This window comes from Pseudomonas nicosulfuronedens, from assembly GCF_005877905.1.
GTDB classification, from domain to species: domain Bacteria; phylum Pseudomonadota; class Gammaproteobacteria; order Pseudomonadales; family Pseudomonadaceae; genus Pseudomonas; species Pseudomonas nicosulfuronedens.
Map to the genome: position 1 here is coordinate 109,101 of NZ_SWDV01000013.1, position 18,228 is coordinate 127,328.

An 18,228-nucleotide genomic window follows, 5' to 3' on the forward strand; every position below is an offset into this window, starting at 1 on the left:
CAGCGCCCGAGTGCATCAGAGAGCCCCCATGCTTGCCGGTAGTTACGATCCCGCCCTTGTCCTGATTTCGCTGTGCGTCGCCATGCTGGCGTCCTACACCGCGCTGGACCTGGCCGGGCGCATCGCGACCACCCGCGGCTGGCCGGTGCTGCTGTGGATCGGCGGCGGCGGGGTGGCCATGGGCATCGGCGTGTGGTCGATGCACTTCATCGGCATGCTCGCCTTCAGCCTGCCGATCCCGCTGGGTTATGACCTCACCCTGACCCTGTTGTCGCTGGCCATCGCCGTGCTCAGTTCAGGGTTCGCCCTGGCGCTGGTCAGCCAGGACCGTCTGCCGCTCTGGCATCTGCTCTGTGGCGCGCTGGCCATGGGGGCCGGGATCAGCTGCATGCACTACCTGGGCATGTACGCGATGCTCATGCAGCCGGGCATCGACTATGACCCGACGTTGTTCGGGCTTTCCCTGGTGATTGCCGTGGCGGCTTCCGGCGCCGCGTTATGGATTGCCTTCCAGCTGCGTCACAACACGCCCTATGTGCGCCTGGCCCGGGCCGGCGCAGCGCTGGTGATGGGCGTGGCCATCGTCGGCATGCATTACACCGGCATGGCCGCCGCGCGTTTCCCCGAGGGCAGCTTCTGCGGCGCGTCACCCAGTGGCCTGGACAGTGACTGGCTGGCGCTACTGATCATCATCGTCACCCTGGCGGTGATCGGCATCGCGCTGCTCACCTCGGTACTGGACGCACGCCTGGAGTCGCGCACGGCGCAGCTCACCTCGTCGCTGGCGCAGGCCAACCAGGAGCTGACCCAGCTTGCCCTGCACGACAACCTCACGCGCCTGCCCAACCGCGTCCTGCTGGAGGATCGCATCGAGCAGATGATCGGCAAGGTGCAGCGTAGCGGCGGGCATTTCGCGCTGATGTTCCTCGACCTCGACGGCTTCAAGCCGGTCAACGACGCTTTCGGCCACCATGTTGGCGACCTGTTGCTCAAGGCCGTGGCCCAGCGCCTGCGCGACAGCCTGCGCAGCGAAGACACGGTGGCACGCATCGGCGGCGACGAGTTCGTGGTACTCGCCGAACTGGCCGAAGCCGAGGATGCGGTGACCGTCGCCAGCCAGCAGGTCAACCTGCTGGCGCAGCCGTTCCAGGTGGCCGGGCAGGAGCTGCGCATCGCCGCCAGTATCGGCATCACGCTGTATCCGGGCGACGGTTCCACCCAGCAGGAACTGCTGCGCAACGCCGACGCGGCGATGTACCACGCCAAGGGCAACGGCAAGAACGGCTACAGCTTCTTCGAGCAGTCGATGAACACCAACGCGCGCAACCACCTGCAGTTGCTGCACGACCTGCGCGCGGCGCTGGATCGCCGCGAGTTCACCCTGCATTACCAGCCCAAGTTCGCCGCCAGCGGCGAGCCCATCGGCGCCGAGGCGCTCCTGCGCTGGCAGCACCCGCAGCGCGGGCTGATGATGCCTGACACCTTCATCGCTTTGGCCGAGCGAACCGGGCTGATCATCCCCATCGGCGACTGGGTGCTGGATGAGGCCTGCCGGCAGATGCGCGAGTGGTACCTGCAGGGCCACGAAAGTTGGCGGGTAGCGGTGAACCTCTCGGCGCTGCAGTTCTGCCATGCCGCCCTGGTGCAGTCGGTGGCCGACGCGCTGCAGCGCCACCAGTTGCCGGCGCGCTGCCTGACCCTGGAGATCACCGAGACCACGGCGATGCGCGATGCCGATTCCAGCCTGGAGATCCTCGGCAAACTGTCGGACATGGGCGTGGACCTGTCCATCGACGACTTCGGCACCGGCTACTCCAGCCTGCTGTACCTCAAGCGCCTGCCGGCCAACGAGCTGAAGATCGACCGCGGGTTCGTCCGCGACCTGGAGCAGGACAGCGACGACGCCGCCATCGTCTCGGCCATCGTTGCCCTGGGCCAGGCGCTGGACCTGCGGATCGTTGCCGAGGGGGTAGAAACCTCCGGACAGCAGAACTTCCTCACCCGCCTGGGGTGCGATTCGCTGCAAGGCTTCCTGTTAGGCAAGCCGGTGCCGGCCGAGCAATTCCTCGAACGTCTCAGCGTGCCGGTGTAGTCGCGGCCAGCTGCGCGCACAGCTCGCGCAGTTGCTCACACAGGCTGCGTCCGGCGCTGCCCAGCTCCGGACGGGCGTAGAGCGCCAGTTCCAGTCCCTCGATGGGGGCAAAACCGTCCTCGACGGTCAGCACACGGTGGCCTTCGTGACGACCGCGCAGGGGCAGCAGGCTGACGCCCATGCCCGCCGCCACCGCCGCCGACAGGCTTGCCAGGCTGGCGCTGCTGTAGCTGATGCGCCAGCGCCGACCGCTGGCCTCCAGGGCGTGGATCATCTCCTGGCGATACAGCGCTCCCAGCGGGAACACCACCAGCGGCAGCGGGTCGCGGGCGGCGGCGGGGGTGGTGGCGCTGTCCTGCCAAGCCAGCGGTTCGGGCCAGTGGGCGAGGCAGTCGCTGTCCGCGCCCCATTGCTTGACCAGCGCCAGGTCCAGCTCGCCGCTGCGGTACTGGCGCAACAGTTCCTGGCTGAGGCCGCTGGATACCTCCAGGCGCAGCCTCGGACGTTCGGCGCTGAAGGCCGCGAGCAGCGGCATCATTCGTTCGCCGGCAAAATCTTCCGGCATCCCCAGGCGCAGCACGCCCTCGCTGTGCTCGCTGCTCAGTGCCTCGCGCGCTTCCGAGCCCAGTTCGAGGATGCGTCGCGCATAACCCAGCAGCCGTTCGCCCTGCTCGGTGGGCAGCACCTGGCGCTGACTGCGGTCCAGTAGACGGCAGTCCAGGCTCTGCTCCAGGCGCAGGATCTGCTGGCTCACCGTGGATTGGGTCAGGTGCAGCAGTTCCGCGGCGCGGGTGAAGTTGCCGGCGTCCACCACCATCACGAAGCTGCGCAGCAGGTTGGGATCAAGCATTCTGATTTCCACTGGAAGTCATGTTTCTATTTAATTTCAGCATAGAACATCCCTTCGTCATACTGCAGCTGTTCATTTGATCGAGCGAGAGTCGAGGCAAGACAGTCATCACGGGGGAGCGTCCATGGACATGCCGACTATCCAGACCGAGGACGTGCACAGCCGCGCCGCTGCAGACGCATTGCTGGCTGCGGCCGGCGAAGGTCACGAAGCCGAGGTCGCGGCGCTGCTCAAGCGCGGTGTGCCAGTGGATGTGACCGACGGGCAGGGCAATACGCCGCTGCTGCTGGCCACCGCTCGCAATCGTGCGGAAGTCGCGCGACTGCTGGTCGCCGCTGGCGCCGACGTCAACCGGCAGAACCGCATCCACGACAGCGCCTACCTGCTGGCCGGTGCGGCGGGGCACCTGGAAATCCTTCAGCTGACCCTGGCCCATGGCGCCGACCTGCGCAGTACCAACCGCTATGGCGGCACGGCACTGATTCCGGCGTGCGAGCGCGGCCATGTGGAGGTGGTGGCCACGCTGCTCAAGGCTGGCGTCGATCCCGATCATGTCAACAAGCTGGGCTGGACCGGGCTGCTCGAAGCCATCCTGCTCAGCGACGGCGGCCCGCGTCACCAGGCCATCGTGAAACAGCTCATTGAAGCCGGGGCGGACCTGAACCTGGCCGACAACGACGGCGTTACGCCGCTGCAACACGCCCGCCAGCGCAACCAGACCACCATTGCCAGGATGCTGGAAGTCGCCGGCGCGCATTGATCGAACCGATTCGCTGGAAACTGCCATGTCACACGAAGTCTTCATGCGCGAGGCCCTGCAACTGGCCCGCCACAACATCGAGGCCGGCGGCCGCCCGTTCGGCGCCGTGCTGGTCAAGGACGGGCGGGTGATCGCCCGCGCCGCAAACTCCATCCACCTGGATTTCGACCCCACCGCCCACGCCGAACTGCTGGCGATCCGCCGTGCCTCGGCGGTGCTGGGCATGTCGCGGCTGGACGGCTGCGTGATCTACGCCAGCGGACATCCGTGCCCGATGTGCCTGGCGGCCATGCACCTTTGTGGCGTGGAGGGCGCCTACTTCGCCTATTCCAACGACGATGGCGAGCCGTTCGGGCTGTCGACTGCCGCCGTGTACCAGCAGATGACCCAGCCGCCGCAGTGGCAGTCGGTTCCGCTGCGCGCGTTGCGCCCGAGTGGTGAAGAAGGTCTGTACGGTTATTGGCAGGAGCAACGCACGTGAGCCGCGGCATGACCCTGCCGGCGCAGGGCGAAGCGGCGGGGCAGAGCAGCCACGCCGGCTGGATCGGCCTGCTGGTGATCGTCGCGCTGGGCATCAATCTGCGGCCGATCCTCACCTCCATCGGCCCGCTGCTGGCCGACATCCACGACGCCACCGGCCTGGGCTTCCAGGGCCTGTCGATGCTGACGGTGCTGCCGGTGCTGTGCATGGGCCTGTTCGCCCTGGGCCTGCCGTGGGTCGGCCCGCGCCTGGGCGAGAGCCGGGGCATGGTGCTCGGCCTGCTGGCCATCGGCGCGGCGTGCTTCTGGCGGCTGCTGCTGGACAGCGGTTTCGCCCTGATCGCCAGCGCGGTGCTGGCGGGCTGTGGCGTAGCGGTGATCCAGGCGTTCGTGCCCGGCGTGATCAAGCGCTGGTTCCCGCACAAGGTGCCGTCGGCCATGGGCCTGTACTCGGCATCGTTGATGGCTGGCGGCGGTAGTGCAGCGGTGTTGGCGCCGGTGGTATCGGAACACTTCCATCGCTGGCAGGACGGCCTCGGTGCCTGGCTGCTGCTGGCGGTTGTCGGCCTGTTGCTGTGGTCCGTGGCGCGTCCGCGGGAGACGCCTGTGGCCACACCGCCGCAGCAAAAGGTCCAGCACTATTTCGGCAGCCGCCGCGCCTGGCTGCTGGCCCTGTACTTCGGCCTGATCAATGGCGGCTACACCAGCATGGTGGCCTGGCTGCCGGTGTACTACCGCCAGCTCGGCTGGACGGCCCAGGCCAGCGGCCAATTGATCGGCCTGATGACGATCTTTCAGGTGATCGCCGCGCTGACCATCCCGCTGTTGATCCGCCGTTCGCTGGATCGTCGTGGCTGGCTGTGCCTGTGCCTGCTGATCCAGCTTACCGGGTTCATCGGGCTGATCTCGGCGCCGCTGCACCTGCCGGGTCTGTGGGTGGCGCTGATTGGCTACGGTCTGGGCGCCTGCTTCGCCCTGAGCCTGACCCTGACCCTGGACCACCTCGCCGACGCCGGCGCGGCCGGGCGCCTGGCGGCCTTCGTGCAGGGCATCGGCTTCATCGTCACCGGCATCGTGCCCTACGTCACCGGCGCTCTGCGCGACAGCACTGGCAGCTTCCAGGCTTCCTGGATCCTGCTGGCGGTGTCGGTGGTGCTGATGCTGGGCGTGACCCTGCGCTTCTCGCCCAGAGGGTATGCGCGGGCAATGGGGAAATAGGCGAAATTCTGCGTTGTCGGATGCCAATCGCGGACGGAGTCCGCTCCCACGCAGGCCTTGAGCTGTCGTAGGAGCAACTGTTTGCTTCAGGTAAGTCCGTGCCAGCGCCTTTCCCTCACCCCAGCCCTCTCCCAGGGGGAGAGGGAGCCGCCCGTGCCGGCGGACATCAAGATTTCATCCTGCACCGAACAGTCCCCTCTCCCCCTGGGAGAGGGTTAGGGTGAGGGCTGATCCGAGTACAGGACTGTCGGGTAGGAGCGGACTTTGTCCGCGATCGTTTTCAGGCGAGTGAGAGGGTCAGACCGACGTCGCGATATAGATGCGGTAGCCGATGATCGACAGCATGCTCAGCGTGCCGACCCACATCAGGAACACACCCACCGGGCGATGGCGGATGGTGAAGCCGATGCCCAGCATGAACATGCCGAAGACGATGATGCCGAGGGTGATGAAGAGGGACGTGGGGTCCAGCGGGATGAAATGAGCAGTGGCGTCCACGGTGAGTCCTTGTCTGAAAGGTCCGATATAGAGAGTCTAGGCCAGAGTAGGACCGAACTCCTTTGATCCCTGGCAAGTCGGCCCGGATCATAGCGGCCCGGGACGCTCAGCCCAAGCTCAGCTCTCCAGCAGAAGTCTGCCCTTGCCCGTGAGGGCGAGTTGCAGGCCGTGCAGTTCGGTGAATCCGAGGTGTACCAGCAGCCGTTTCAAGTGAGGGTGGATGACGTCGCCGCGCCTGACGCCGAGGAGAAGTTGGCACAGCTCGGTGTCGCGGGAGGGGGTTGGACTTCTCTCGACCTCGTTGTTGAGCACGGAGCGGGCTTCCCTGATTCATGACGTCAGTGAATTCTGAATTCGATCTGGGTTCAGCTTATTTTCGATTGCTATCAGAAAATACTGATCAGAATCTAAGTATCTGACAGATTCCGGAACATGTGTGCCAATAGCTAGGAGTCGCCAGTGTGCCGCGGGCATAAAAAAGCCCCGCGGTCCGGAGCGTCAGACCGCAGGGCCAGAACGGTCGAGAGATTCTCGACCGGGGAGGACCGATCAGGCCGCCGGTGTCGGCTGCCAGCCGCCGCCGAGGGCCTTGTAGATCGCCACGATGCCGCGATACACGTCGACTTCCGCCAGCGCCTGGGCGTCTTCGGCGGCGAGTTGCTCGCGTTCGGCGTCCAGCAGGTTGAGGAAGTCCACGGTGCCCTCGCGGTATTGCAGGCCGGCCTGTTGCGCGGCGTTGCGGCTGGCTTCGGACTGGCGCACCAGCGACACCAGGCGCTGTTGGCGCTTGCCGTAGTCGCTGAAGGCGTTCGACGACTCCTCCAGGGCCAGCAGGACCTGCTGCTCGTAGGTCGCCAGGGCACCGTCGGCATCGGCCTTGGAGGCGCGCAGGCGAGCCCGCACGCTGCCCAGGTCGAAGGCCGCCCAGGTGATGCTCGGGGCGACGCCCCAGGCGCTGGCGGCGGACGAGCCGATCTGCGAGCCACGGCCGGCGGTGTAGCCCAGGAAGCCGCCGAGGCTGACCTTCGGGAACAGGTCGGCGGTGGCTACGCCGACGTCTGCGGTCGCAGCGGCCAGGCGGCGTTCGGCAGAGGCGACGTCAGGACGGCGACGCAACAGCTCGCCCGGATCGCCGATGGGCAGCGCCTTGGCGATGGCCGGCAGTTTCTTCGGCGACAGGTCCACGCTCAGCGCGTCCGGGCGCTGGCCGAGGAGGGTGGCGATGCGGTTGCGCTGGCGCACCTCTTCAGCTTGCAGTTGCGGCACGCTGGCTTCGGTGGAAGCCAGGCGCGCTTCGGCGCGTTGCACGTCCAGCTCGCTGCCAACGCCGGCGTCGCGCAGCTGGATGGTCAGGTCGCGGGACTCGCGCTGGTTGTCCAGGTTGCTCTTGGCGATGCTTTCACGCAGCTGCGCTCCACGCAGTTGCCCGTAGGCATCGGCCAGCTCGGCGATCAGGCTGACCTGCAGCTGTTGCAGGTCGGCGACTATGGCTTCGCTCTGTGCGTCGCTGGATTCCAGCTGGCGGCGCACGCGGCCGAACAGGTCGACCTCCCAGATCATGTCCAGGCCCAGGTCGTAGCGCTCCTGGTTCACCCGGTCCTCGGTCTGGCCGGGCACCTGGCCCTTGCCGACCTGGCCTTCGGCGCGGCTGGTGACCGTGGGGAAGCGGTCATTAGCCACGTCGTCGCGGATGGCCCGCGAAGCCAGCACGCGGGCATAGGCCACGCGCAGCTCACGGTTTTCCTTGAGCGACTGCTCGACCAGCTGGGTCAGCACGGGGTCGTCGAACTGCTTCCACCAGGCGTCTTCGAAGCGATTGCGGTCGTAGTTCTGCGCCTGGGCATTGCTGTCCAGTCGGGCCGGCGCGGTGTCCGGCTTCTGGTAGTCGGGGCCGACCATGCACGCGCTGAGGGCCAGCGCGAGCAGGGAGGGGACGAACAGTTTCACGGCACTCATGTTGATGGCGCTCATGCCTGGTGGGCCTCGTTGTGGGACGCGTGGCTCAGGGCGGCACGCTCCTGTTTCTTCGCTTCGCGGGCTTCCATGAAGCGGCGGATCAGCACATAGAAGACCGGGGTCAGCAGCAGGCCGAAGAAGGTCACGCCGAGCATCCCGGAGAACACCGCGACACCCATGGCATGGCGCATTTCGGCGCCGGCGCCGGACGACAGCACCAGGGGCACCACGCCCATGATGAAGGCGATGGAGGTCATCAGGATCGGCCGCAGACGCAGGCGGCAGGCTTCCAGCACCGCGCTCAGGCGGTCCATGCCTTCGTCCTGTTTGTCCTTGGCGAACTCGACGATCAGGATCGCGTTCTTGCACGCCAGGCCCACCAGTACGATCAGGCCGATCTGGGTGAAGATGTTGTTGTCGCCACCGGACAGGATCACCCCGGCGATGGCCGACAGCAGGGTCATCGGCACGATCAGGATCACCGCCAGCGGCAGGCCCCAGCTTTCATACAGCGCAGCCAGCACCAGGAAGGCCAGCAGCACGCAGAGCGGGAACACGTAGATCGCGGAGTTGCCGGCGAGGATCTGCTGGTAGGTCAGCTCGGTCCATTCGTAGGTCATGCCATTGGGCAGCTCCTGCTTGAGCAGGCGCTCGATGGCGGCCTCGGCCTGGCCGGAGCTGTAGCCCGGTGCGGCGGCGCCGTTGATCTCGGCGGTGATGAAGCCGTTGTAGTGCATCACGCGGTCGGGGCCGGAGGTGTCGCTGATCTTGATGAAGGTGGCCAGCGGGACCATTTCACCCAGGTTGTTGCGCACTTTCAGCTGGCCGATCTGCTCGGGTTCGAGACGGAACTGCTGCTCGCCCTGGACGTTCACCTGGTAGGTGCGGCCGAAGCGGTTGAAGTCGTTCGCGTACAGTGAACCCAGGTAGACCTGCAGGGTGTCGAAGATGTCGCTGATCGCAACCCCGTGGGTCTTGGCCTTCTCGCGGTCGATGGCAGCATCCACCTGCGGCACGTTCACCTGGTAGCTGGTGAACACCGACATGGGGTTGAGCTCCGGCAGCGCGCGGGCCTTGTTGAGGATGTTCTGGGTCTGTGCGTAGAGCTCCTCGTAACCGGCGTTGCCGCGGTCCTCGATCTGCAGGCGGAAGCCGCCGATGGTCCCCAGCCCCTGTACCGGCGGCGGCGGGAAGATCGCGATGTAGGCGTCCTGGATATCCGCGAACTGCTTGTTCAGCTCGGCGGCGATCTCGTTGGCCGACATGCCCGGGCCTTTACGCTCGCTGAAGTCCTTGAGCGGGGTGAAGACGATGCCGCTGTTGGGGCTGTTGGTGAAGCCGTTGATCGACAGGCCGGGGAAGGACACGGTGTGCTCGATGCCCGGATGCTTGCCGGCGATTTCCGACATGCGCTTGATCACCGCTTCGGTGCGGTCCAGCGTGGCGGCGTCGGGCAGCTGCGCGAAGGCCACCAGGTATTGCTTGTCCTGTTGCGGCACGAAGCCGGTCGGGGTGCTGGAGAAGCCCAGGTAGGTCAGGCCGATCAGCCCCGCATAGAGCAGCAGCGCGATGGAGCTGCCGCGCAGCACGCGGGTGACGGTGCCGACGTAGCCATGGCTGGCGCGGTCGAAGAAGCGGTTGAACGGACGGAACAGCCAGCTGCCCAGCAGCTTGTCGAGGATCACCGAGAAGCGATCCTTCGGCTCGTGGTGCCCCTTGAGCAGCACGGCGGACAGCGCCGGCGACAGGGTCAGCGAGTTGAACGCCGAGATCACCGTGGATATCGCGATGGTCAAGGCGAACTGCCGGTAGAACTGCCCGGTGAGGCCTGAGATGAACGCGGTGGGAATGAACACGGCGCACAGCACCAGCGCGGTGGCGATGATCGGCCCGGTCACTTCCTTCATGGCGCGCTTGGTCGCCTCGATGGGCGTGAGGCCCAGCCCGATGTTCCGCTCGACGTTCTCCACCACCACGATGGCGTCGTCCACCACGATACCGATGGCCAGCACCAGGCCGAACAGTGACAGCGCGTTGAGCGAGAAGCCGAAGGCGTGCATCACCGCGAAGGTACCGATCAGCGATACCGGCACGGCGGCCAGCGGGATGATCGAGGCACGCCAGGTCTGCAGGAACAGCACGACCACCAGCACCACCAGGATCAGGGCTTCGAACAGGGTGTGCACCACCGCCTCGATGGAGCCGCGAACGAAGATGGTCGGGTCATAGACGATGGAGTAGTCCACGCCCTGCGGGAAGTCCTTCTTCAGTTCGGCCATCTTCTCGCGCACCAGGTTGGAGATGGCGATGGCGTTGGAGCCGGGACGCTGGAAGATCGGAATGGCGACCGCCGGCTGGTTGTCCAGCAGCGAGCGCAGGGCGTACTGGCTGGAACCGAGTTCGACGCGGGCGATGTCCTTCAGGCGGGTGATCTCGCCGTCCGGGCCGCTGCGGATGATGATGTTCTCGAACTCTTCCTCGGTGACCAGGCGACCCTGGGTGTTGATCGACAGCTGGAAGCTGGTATCGCTCGGCGACGGCGGGGCGCCGAGGGAACCGGCGGCGACCTGGCGGTTCTGCTCGCGGATCGCCGCGACCACGTCGGTGGCGGTCAGGTTGCGCGAAGCGACCTTGTTCGGGTCGAGCCACACGCGCAGGGAATAGTCGCCCATGCCGAACAGCTGTACGTCGCCCACACCGTCCAGGCGCGCCAGCTCATCCTTGATGTTGAGGATGGCGTAGTTGGACAGGTAGAGCATGTCGTAGCGGTTATCCGGCGAGGTCAGGTGCACGACCATGGTCAGGTCGGGCGAAGCCTTGTCGACGGTGATGCCGATCCGCGTGACTTCCTCGGGCAGCTTGGGCTGCGTGCGGGTCACGCGGTTCTGCACCTGCACCTGCGCGTTGTCCAGGTCGGTGCCCAGGGCGAAGGTGATGGTCAGGGTCATCTTGCCGTCGGCGGTGGACTGCGAGGACATGTAGAGCATGTTCTCGACGCCGGTGATGGCCTGTTCCAGCGGCGCGGCAACGGTCTCGCCGATCACCTTGGGGTTGGCGCCGGGGAAGTTGGCGCGCACCACCACGGTGGGCGGCACCACTTCGGGGTATTCGCTGATCGGTAGCTGGAACAGCGAGATGGCCCCGCCGATCAGGATGATCAGCGAAAGCACGGCGGCGAAGATCGGCCGCTGGATGAAGAATTGCGAAAAGTTCATGGCTGGTTCCTGTCGCGAACGCTGCGGTTCGCCAAACCCGGGACAAAGGTCACCCAAGGCCCTGGTGGGACAGGGCCTGGTACATCGATTCAGGAATTACGGGTTGGGTCAGCCGCGAGGCGCGCCCGGTTTGCCGGATTTCTCGGCGACTTTCGGCGCCTCGATCTGCTCCAGCGCCTGGCGCTGGCTTTCGAGGTTGGCGAGGGTTTCCTTGCTGGCCATCTCGACACCCTGGGCGTCGACCTGGGCGCCCGGGCGAACCCGTTGCAGGCCGTTGACCACGATGCGGTCACCCTTGACCAGGCCGCTGCGGACGATGCGCAGGCCTTCGAGTTTCGGGCCCAGCTCGATGCCGCGGTACTGCACCTTGCTGTCCTTGTCGAGCACCAGCACGAACTTCTTGCCCAGGTCGGTGCCGACCGCTTCGTCCTTGATCAGCGCAGCGGGGTAGGTGCCGCTGCCGACCAGCTTGATGCGGGCGTAGAGGCCGGGGGTGAACTGGTTGGCGTCGTTGTCGAACACGGCGCGGCCACGGATGGTGCCGGTCTTGGGGTTGACCTGGTTGTCGAGGAAGTCCAGGCGGCCCTGGTGGGGGAAGCCATCCTCGCCGGTCAGGCCCAGGTACACCGGGCTGGTGCCACGGGCGTCCGGGCCGCCCTTGCGGGCGAGGTCGACGTACTTCAGGTAGACACGCTCGTCGGCGTCGAAGTAGGCGTAGACCTTGTCGGTGGAGACCAGGGTGGTCAGCACGCTTTCGCCGCTGTTCACCAGGTTGCCGGCGGTGACTTCGGCGCGCGAGACGCGGCCGTCGATGGGCGCGGTGACCTGGGTGAACGACAGGTTCAGGCGAGCGTTGTCCAGTTCCGCCTGGGTCGCGGCGACCACGGCTTTCGCCTCGGTGGCGGCGGCGGTGCGGGCGTCGGCGAGTTCCGCGGAAATGGCATTGGTGGCACGCAGGCGATCACCGCGGGACGCTTCGTTGACGGTACGGGTCTGGTTGGCGCGAGCCTGTTGCAGCTGGGCTTCCAGGCGATGCACCTCGGCCTGGAACGGCCGCGGGTCGATCTGGAACAGCAGGTCGCCTTTCTTCACCAGCGCGCCTTCACGGAAGGCGACGCGGTCGATGTAGCCGGAGACGCGCGGACGCAGTTCGACGGATTCCGGCGCCTCCAGGCGACCGGTGAATTCGTCCCATTCGTTGATCGGTTGTTCGATGACGTCCGCCACGCTGACCTTGGGGGCGGCCATGTTCTGTGCCGCCTCCTGGCCCTTGCCGCAGGCGCTGAGAACCAGCACGGCGGCCAACGCCAACGGAATACGCAAGGTGTTCAGATTTCGCTCCATGGAAAAGACTCCGGCGATCTAATTGGTTTTGGGATTTCTGATGGAGCGGAGTCTGCGCAAGGGGGCGCTTGGGAACTAATCGAACGAGTGCATTTTGATTATCACGTGGAGTGATAAAAGCCTTTGCACTATGCGCATGAATAGATAGAAGGAATGGGCACGGAGATTGCCCGGACGTGCGGAGTTTCCCTGTAGGAGCGCGCTATGCCCGCGATCGCGCGCATGGCGCGCTCCTACAGGTTGAAATCAGTCACGTAGGGCGAATAACGCCCCATGCGTTATCCGCCGCGTCGGTGCTGGCGGATAACCCGTTCCGGGTTATGCGCCCTACAGGCAGGATCGGGAAGGAGTTGCGTCAGAGACTGTCCGGGTCACCGACGAACATGGTGATCCGCGAGCGCAGCCAGCGCTCGGCCGGGTCCTGGTCCTGGGCGCCGCGCCAGACCATGGACAGCTCGGCCAGGCGGGTGGGGAAGGGCGGCTCCTCGGCGCGCAGGCCGCCTGCGGCGGTGAGTGCCAGGGCCACGTACTCGGGGACGGTGGCGATGATGTCGGTGCCGGCCAGCAACTGGGCGAGGCCGACGAACTGTGGCACGGCCAGCACCACCTGGCGCTTGCGGTCCATCTCGGCGAGGGTCTGGTCGACGAAGCCGTCCAGGTCGCCCGCATAGGACACCAGCGCGTGCGGGCGCGCACAGTAGTCGTCGAGGGTCAGCGCGCCGGGAATCGAGTCGGCGCGCAGGATCTTCCAGGTGCTGCGGCGCAGGGTCTTGCGCTTGGCGTTGGCCGGCAGCTCGTCGGTGTAGCTGACGCCAACGGAAATCTCCCCGGAGGACAACAGTTGCGGCATCAACAGATAGTTGGCGCGGCGAACCACCAGGGTGATGCCCGGCGCTTCGGAGCGCAGGCGGCGCAGCAGCGGCGGCAGCAGGCCGAACTCCACGTCATCGGACAGGCCGATGCGGAACACCGCCTTGCTGGTGGCCGGGTCGAAGTCGGCGGCGCGGCTCAGGGCGGTGGAGATGGAGTCCAGCGCCGGCGAGAGGTGGCCGAAGATTTCCTGCGCCCGCGCGGTGGGCTCCATGCTGCGCCCGGTGCGTACGAACAGCGGATCGTCGAACAGGCCGCGCAGGCGCGCCAGGGCCGCACTGATCGCCGGCTGGCCGAGGAACAGCTTCTCCGCGGCGCGGGTCACGCTGCGCTCATGCATCAGCGTCTCGAAAACGATCAACAGGTTGAGGTCAACCTTGCGGAGGTCGTTGCGGTTCATGGGGACTCCCTGGCGATGGGGGAAAAGTGAGGCCGAGCGTGTCCTGAGTCAAGTCTGTCAGATAAGTCCTTGATCAATTTCCACTTTTTTAATGAGAATCTCGCCCCGGCAGTGTGGTCTGACTCTGTATGAACAGAGCCACCCCGGCCCACTGGACAGCCCCGGCGCAGAGCCTTGCAGCCGCGCCGGACAAGGCTTGCAACGCGTGCCGAATCATCGCCGTTTATGTCAATTATCAATGGTGAACGGTGGCGTCACCCCTAAAGCCCGGATAGAGTCCGTGGCTATGAGCACTACTAAGGCGAGGTATGTGATGTCCCGCATGATCCGTTTCCACCAGTTCGGTGACGCCTCGGTCCTGAAGATCGAGGAGATGCCGACCCCGCAACCGGGGCCGGGTGAAGTACTGATCCGTACCCAGGCACTGGGCGTCAGTTGGCGCGACGTGCTCTGGCGGCAGAACCTCGCCCCGGATCAGGCCAAGCTGCCGGCGGGCATCGGTTATGAACTCTCCGGCATCGTCGAAGCCGTGGGCGAGGGCGTTGAAGACCTCGAGCCCGGCATGGCGGTGGCCAGTTTCCCGGCGAACTCGCCGAACCTCTATCCGGCCTGGGGTGACCACGTCATCCTGCCGCGCACCTCGCTGACCCGCTATCCGGATGTCCTGACCCCGGTCGAGGCGGCGGTGCACTACACCGGTTTGATGTATTCGTACTTTGCGCTGGTGGAACTGGCGCAGATCAAACCGGGCCAGCGCGTGCTGATCACCGAGGCCGGCCATTGCCTGGCTCCGCAGGCGGTGCAGCTGGCCAAGGCGTTGGGCGCCCAGGTGATCGCCACCACCAGCCACGAGGAAACCCGCGAATTTCTGAAGGGCCTGGGTGCGGACAAGATCATCTACACCGAGGAGCAGGACCTGGTGCTGGAAGTCGAGCGCTTCACCAAGGGTGAAGGCGTGGAGATCGTCCTCGACCAGTGCGCCGGCCCGCAGATGAAACTGCTGGGCGACGTGGCGGCCCCGCGCGGCAAGCTGATCCTGTACGGCATCAACGGTGGCAACGATGCAGCCTTCCCGGCCTGCGCGGCGTTCAAGAAGCACCTGCAGTTCTACCGTCACTGTGTGCTGGACTTCACCGGCCAACCGGAAATCGGCCTGACCCGCAACGACGAAGCCGTGCAACGGGCGCTGACCGCGATCAACCAGATGACCGCCGACCAGTTGCTCAAGCCGAGCATCGACCGGGTGTTCGACTTCGCCCAGTACCGCGACGCCAACTACTACATGGAAACCTGCCCGGGCGGTGGCCGTGTGGTGATGAAAATGCCGGAGTGATCCGTCATCCGTAGCTGAAAGAGCCACTCTTCGGAGTGGCTTTTTTGTGCGCGCGGGAATCGTGTGTCTGTAGGAGCGATGATCATGTCGCCAGACGGCTTGTAGGATGGGTGGAGCGCAGCGATACCCATGCTGTCGATGCGCGGGATCGATGGGTATCGCTGCGCTCCACGCCATCCTACGTAGAGCAGCAGTGGCATTTTTGAACAGGGCAGGAGCGGCTCCGGCCGGCCGCAAAGTTACGGAATAGAGCCATCTATACACCGCTGCATCCCCCGCAGTATCAGGCAAGCCTGAAGAGAACCAGGCAAACCGCTCGGCGCTTTCCTCGCGTATTGTCGCGGCACCTGCCGGCCCCTGCGCCTAGGCTGAACCCATTGCGTGTCGGAGCCGCTGCGCTTCGCCTCCATTCCATCACCCGCATGAAGAGGTGAACTCCCTGATGATTACCGTGAACCTGAACGGCAAGGACCACGAACTCGACGCCCCCGGCGAGATGCCCCTGCTCTGGGCCATCCGCGACGTTGCCGGGTTGACCGGCACCAAGTACGGCTGTGGCATGGCGCTGTGCGGCGCCTGCACCGTCCACATCGACGGCCAGCCAACCCGCTCTTGCGTCACACCGCTGGCGGCGGTGGCCGGCAAGAAGATCACCACCATCGAAGCAGTGGCCGAGCAGGCCGCCGGCAAGGCCGTGCAGGACGCCTGGCGCAAGCTCGACGTGGTGCAGTGCGGCTACTGCCAGTCCGGGCAGATCATGTCGGCCACCGCGCTGCTGGCCTCGAACAGGAAGCCCAGCGACGCCGACATCGATGCTGCCATGAGCGGCAACATCTGCCGTTGCGCCACCTATGCGCGGATCCGCGCGGCCATCCACGACGCCGCCCAGACCCTGGCCTGAGGACCGACACCATGCTCGAACCCCGTATCGACCCGCAGCCGGCCGAGCCCGGCAGCATCCTCAACGTCAGCCGCCGCAGCTTCCTGCGCGGCGCCGGCGGCCTGGCCCTGGGCATCTATTTCGCGCCGCTGCTGGGCAAGCTGGGTGATGCCCAGGCGGCTGCTGATTTCGAACCTAACGCCTTCGTCCGTATTGCCCCGGACGGCACCGTTACCGTGATCGCCAAGCACGTGGAAATGGGCCAGGGCAGCTACACCGGCCTGGCTACCCTGGTGGCCGAGGAACTGGACGCCGACTGGAGCCACGTGCAGGTCGAAGGCGCACCGGCGGACGCCAAGCGCTACGCCAACCTGGCCTTCGGCAACCTGCAGGGCACCGGCGGCAGCAATGCCATGGCCAACTCCTTCGAACAGATGCGCAAGGCCGGCGCCAGCGCCCGAGCCATGCTGGTCGGCGCGGCGGCGGAGCAGTGGAAGGTGCCCGCCGAGCAGATCCAGGTACAGAACGGCGTGGTCAGCCATGGTCCCTCCGGACACAAGGCGAGCTTCGGCGAGTTGGCCGAGGCAGCGGCGAAGCAGCCGGTGCCGGCAGATGTGAAACTGAAGGAGCCGAAGGACTTCAAGCTGATCGGCCAGGTACAACTGCCGCGCAAGGACAGCCCCTCGAAGACCGACGGCACCGCGCAGTTCACCCAGGACGTGCACCTGCCGGACATGCTGGTGGCGGTGGTCGCCCACCCTCCGCGCTTCGGCGGCGTGCCGGCGAAGGTCGACGCAAGCAAGGCCAAGGCCGTACCCGGCGTGGTGGAGGTCGTGCAGTTCCCCGGCAGCGAACGGCGTTTCGCCGGGGTTGCGGTGCTGGCAAAGAACACCTGGGCGGCGCGCCAGGGCCGCGATGCGTTGCAGATCGAATGGGACGAGAGCAAGGCGTTCAAGATGGGCAGCAAGGAAATCTTCGCCCAGTACCGTGACATGGCCAGCAAGCCGGGCCTGGTGGCGCGCAACGATGGCGATGTGGCCAAGGCGCTGGAGAAACCGGCACACCTGATCGAGGCCGAGTACCAGTTCCCCTATCTCGCCCATGCCGCCATGGAGCCGCTGAACTGCGTGGTCTTCCTCAAGGAAGATGGCTGCCAGATCTGGAACGGCGAGCAATGGCAGACTGGCGACCAGATGTCGGTGGCGCAATTGCTGGGCCTGCAGCCCGAGCAGGTGAGCATCACCCAGTTGTACGCCGGCGGCAGCTTCGGCCGCCGCGCCAATCCGCATTCGGACTACGTGCTGGAGGCCGCAGCGATTGCCCAGGCCGCCCGTGCACAGGGCGTGAAGGTACCGATCAAGATGGTCTGGACCCGCGAGGACGACACCCGTGGCGGCTATTACCGTCCAGCCTTCCTGCACCGCGCGCGGCTGGCGGTGGACGCCCAGGGCAACCTGGTGGGCTGGGAGCAGCGGCTGGTGGGGCAATCCTTCATCGTCGGCACGCCGTTCGAGAAGTTCATGGTCAAGGACGGCGTCGACAAGATCGCCGTGGAGGGCGCCGCCGATCTGCCCTACGCCGTACCCAACCTGCGTGTCGAGCAGGCGCTGGCGGAGAACGTGACGGTACCGACCCAATGGTGGCGCTCGGTGGGCCACACCCACACGGCGTTCTCCACCGAGACCCTGATCGACGAAGCGGCCATCGCCGCCAAGCAGGACCCGTACGAGTTCCGCCGCAAGCTGCTGGAGAAACACCCGCGGCATCGCGGCGCGCTGGAACTGGTGGCGCAGCGGGCGAACTGGCTGGCGCCGCTGGAAAAGGGCAAGGACGGCGAACAGCGCGGCCGCGGCATCGCCGTGCACGAGTCGTTCGGCAGCTTCGTCGCCCAGGTGGTGGAGGTGACCTACAAGGCGGACAAGAGCTTCAGGGTGGACCGCGTAGTCTGCGCGGTGGATTGCGGCCTGGCGATCAACCCCGACGTGATCAAGGCGCAGATGGAAGGGGGCATCGGCTTCGCCCTGTCGGCGGCGTTGCACAGCGCCATCACCCTGACCGACGGCAAGGTCGACCAGTCCAACTTCCACGACTTCCAGGTTCTGCGCATCAACGAGATGCCGGTGGTGGAGGTGCATATCGTGCCGTCGGCCGAACCGCCGACCGGCGTCGGCGAGCCGGGCGTGCCGCCCCTGGCGCCCGCGCTGGCCAATGCGCTGTTCGCGGCGACCGGCCAGCGCATCCGCACCTTGCCGATCGGCAATCAGTTGCAGGCCTGAGGCCCGCCCCTGAACGGCAAATGCCCCGCATGAGCGGGGCATTTGCCGTTCAGGGT

General features: G+C 66.1%; 14 protein-coding genes. 7 read left to right on the forward strand and 7 right to left on the reverse strand.

All coding sequences use genetic code 11. The annotated features are described in order from the left end of the window. The first annotated feature begins 28 nt into the window (after positions 1–28). Complete coding sequence (locus tag FAS41_RS13380; RefSeq protein WP_138522957.1) at positions 29–2,092, forward strand: putative bifunctional diguanylate cyclase/phosphodiesterase; 2,064 nt, start codon at positions 29–31, stop codon at positions 2,090–2,092. Here FAS41_RS13380 and FAS41_RS13385 read toward each other — a convergent pair. After that, positions 2,076–2,942 carry a LysR family transcriptional regulator gene (locus FAS41_RS13385; RefSeq protein ID WP_138522959.1) on the reverse strand — a complete coding sequence of 289 codons (867 nt, stop codon included), beginning with the start codon at positions 2,940–2,942 and terminating at the stop codon, positions 2,076–2,078. The two genes, FAS41_RS13380 and FAS41_RS13385, sit on opposite strands and share 17 nt — an antisense overlap. A gap of 124 nt (positions 2,943–3,066) precedes the next feature. Between FAS41_RS13385 and FAS41_RS13390 the strand changes: the two genes are divergently transcribed. Genes FAS41_RS13390 through FAS41_RS13400 form a run of 3 tightly spaced genes read left to right on the forward strand, consistent with a single transcriptional unit; the run spans position 3,067 to position 5,400 of the window. Next, positions 3,067–3,702 carry an ankyrin repeat domain-containing protein gene (locus tag FAS41_RS13390; protein WP_138522961.1) on the forward strand — a complete coding sequence of 212 codons (636 nt, stop codon included), beginning with the start codon at positions 3,067–3,069 and terminating at the stop codon, positions 3,700–3,702. 25 nt (positions 3,703–3,727) lie between these two features. Next, positions 3,728–4,183, forward strand: a complete 456-nt coding sequence (locus tag FAS41_RS13395; RefSeq protein WP_138522963.1) for a nucleoside deaminase — start codon at positions 3,728–3,730, stop codon at positions 4,181–4,183. 8 nt (positions 4,184–4,191) lie between these two features. Next, complete coding sequence (locus FAS41_RS13400) at positions 4,192–5,400, forward strand: CynX/NimT family MFS transporter (RefSeq protein WP_138523146.1); 1,209 nt, start codon at positions 4,192–4,194, stop codon at positions 5,398–5,400. A gap of 297 nt (positions 5,401–5,697) precedes the next feature. Here the strand turns inward: FAS41_RS13400 and FAS41_RS13405 are convergent, their stop codons facing one another. The 6 genes from FAS41_RS13405 to FAS41_RS13430 all read right to left on the reverse strand — a co-directional run bounded on the left by FAS41_RS13405 (position 5,698) and on the right by FAS41_RS13430 (position 13,683). After that, positions 5,698–5,898: a hypothetical protein gene (locus FAS41_RS13405; protein ID WP_138522965.1), complete on the reverse strand. Its 201-nt coding sequence runs from the start codon at positions 5,896–5,898 to the stop codon at positions 5,698–5,700. Between the two features lie 117 nt (positions 5,899–6,015). Next, positions 6,016–6,210: a hypothetical protein gene (locus tag FAS41_RS13410; protein WP_138522967.1), complete on the reverse strand. Its 195-nt coding sequence runs from the start codon at positions 6,208–6,210 to the stop codon at positions 6,016–6,018. Between the two features lie 237 nt (positions 6,211–6,447). Beyond that, entirely contained in the window at positions 6,448–7,869 is a 1,422-nt protein-coding gene (locus FAS41_RS13415) for an efflux transporter outer membrane subunit (RefSeq protein ID WP_138522969.1), read from the reverse strand. After that, a complete protein-coding gene (locus FAS41_RS13420) occupies positions 7,866–11,069 on the reverse strand; it encodes an efflux RND transporter permease subunit (RefSeq protein ID WP_138522971.1) in 3,204 nt (1,067 codons plus the stop codon). Before FAS41_RS13420 ends, FAS41_RS13415 begins: the two co-directional genes overlap by 4 nt. Positions 11,070–11,177: 108 nt before the next feature. Beyond that, a complete protein-coding gene (gene mexE / locus FAS41_RS13425; protein ID WP_138522974.1) occupies positions 11,178–12,413 on the reverse strand; it encodes a multidrug efflux RND transporter periplasmic adaptor subunit MexE in 1,236 nt (411 codons plus the stop codon). A 355-nt stretch (positions 12,414–12,768) separates the two neighbouring features. Then, on the reverse strand, positions 12,769–13,683 hold the full coding sequence (locus FAS41_RS13430; protein ID WP_017517481.1) for a LysR family transcriptional regulator: 915 nt from the start codon (positions 13,681–13,683) through the stop codon (positions 12,769–12,771). Between the two features lie 313 nt (positions 13,684–13,996). Here FAS41_RS13430 and FAS41_RS13435 point away from each other — a divergent pair, with 313 nt between their 5' ends. The 3 genes from FAS41_RS13435 (at position 13,997) to FAS41_RS13445 (ending at position 18,172) form a co-directional block, all read left to right on the forward strand. Further along, positions 13,997–15,016 (forward strand): zinc-dependent alcohol dehydrogenase family protein, encoded by a 1,020-nt coding sequence (locus FAS41_RS13435; protein ID WP_138522976.1) that lies wholly within the window; start codon positions 13,997–13,999, stop codon positions 15,014–15,016. A 442-nt stretch (positions 15,017–15,458) separates the two neighbouring features. Beyond that, the gene (locus FAS41_RS13440) at positions 15,459–15,917 is read left to right on the forward strand and encodes a (2Fe-2S)-binding protein (RefSeq protein ID WP_138522978.1); all 459 of its coding nucleotides are present in this window, start codon (positions 15,459–15,461) and stop codon (positions 15,915–15,917) included. 11 nt (positions 15,918–15,928) lie between these two features. Next, on the forward strand, positions 15,929–18,172 hold the full coding sequence (locus FAS41_RS13445; RefSeq protein ID WP_138522980.1) for a xanthine dehydrogenase family protein molybdopterin-binding subunit: 2,244 nt from the start codon (positions 15,929–15,931) through the stop codon (positions 18,170–18,172). Positions 18,173–18,228: the final 56 nt, after the last annotated feature.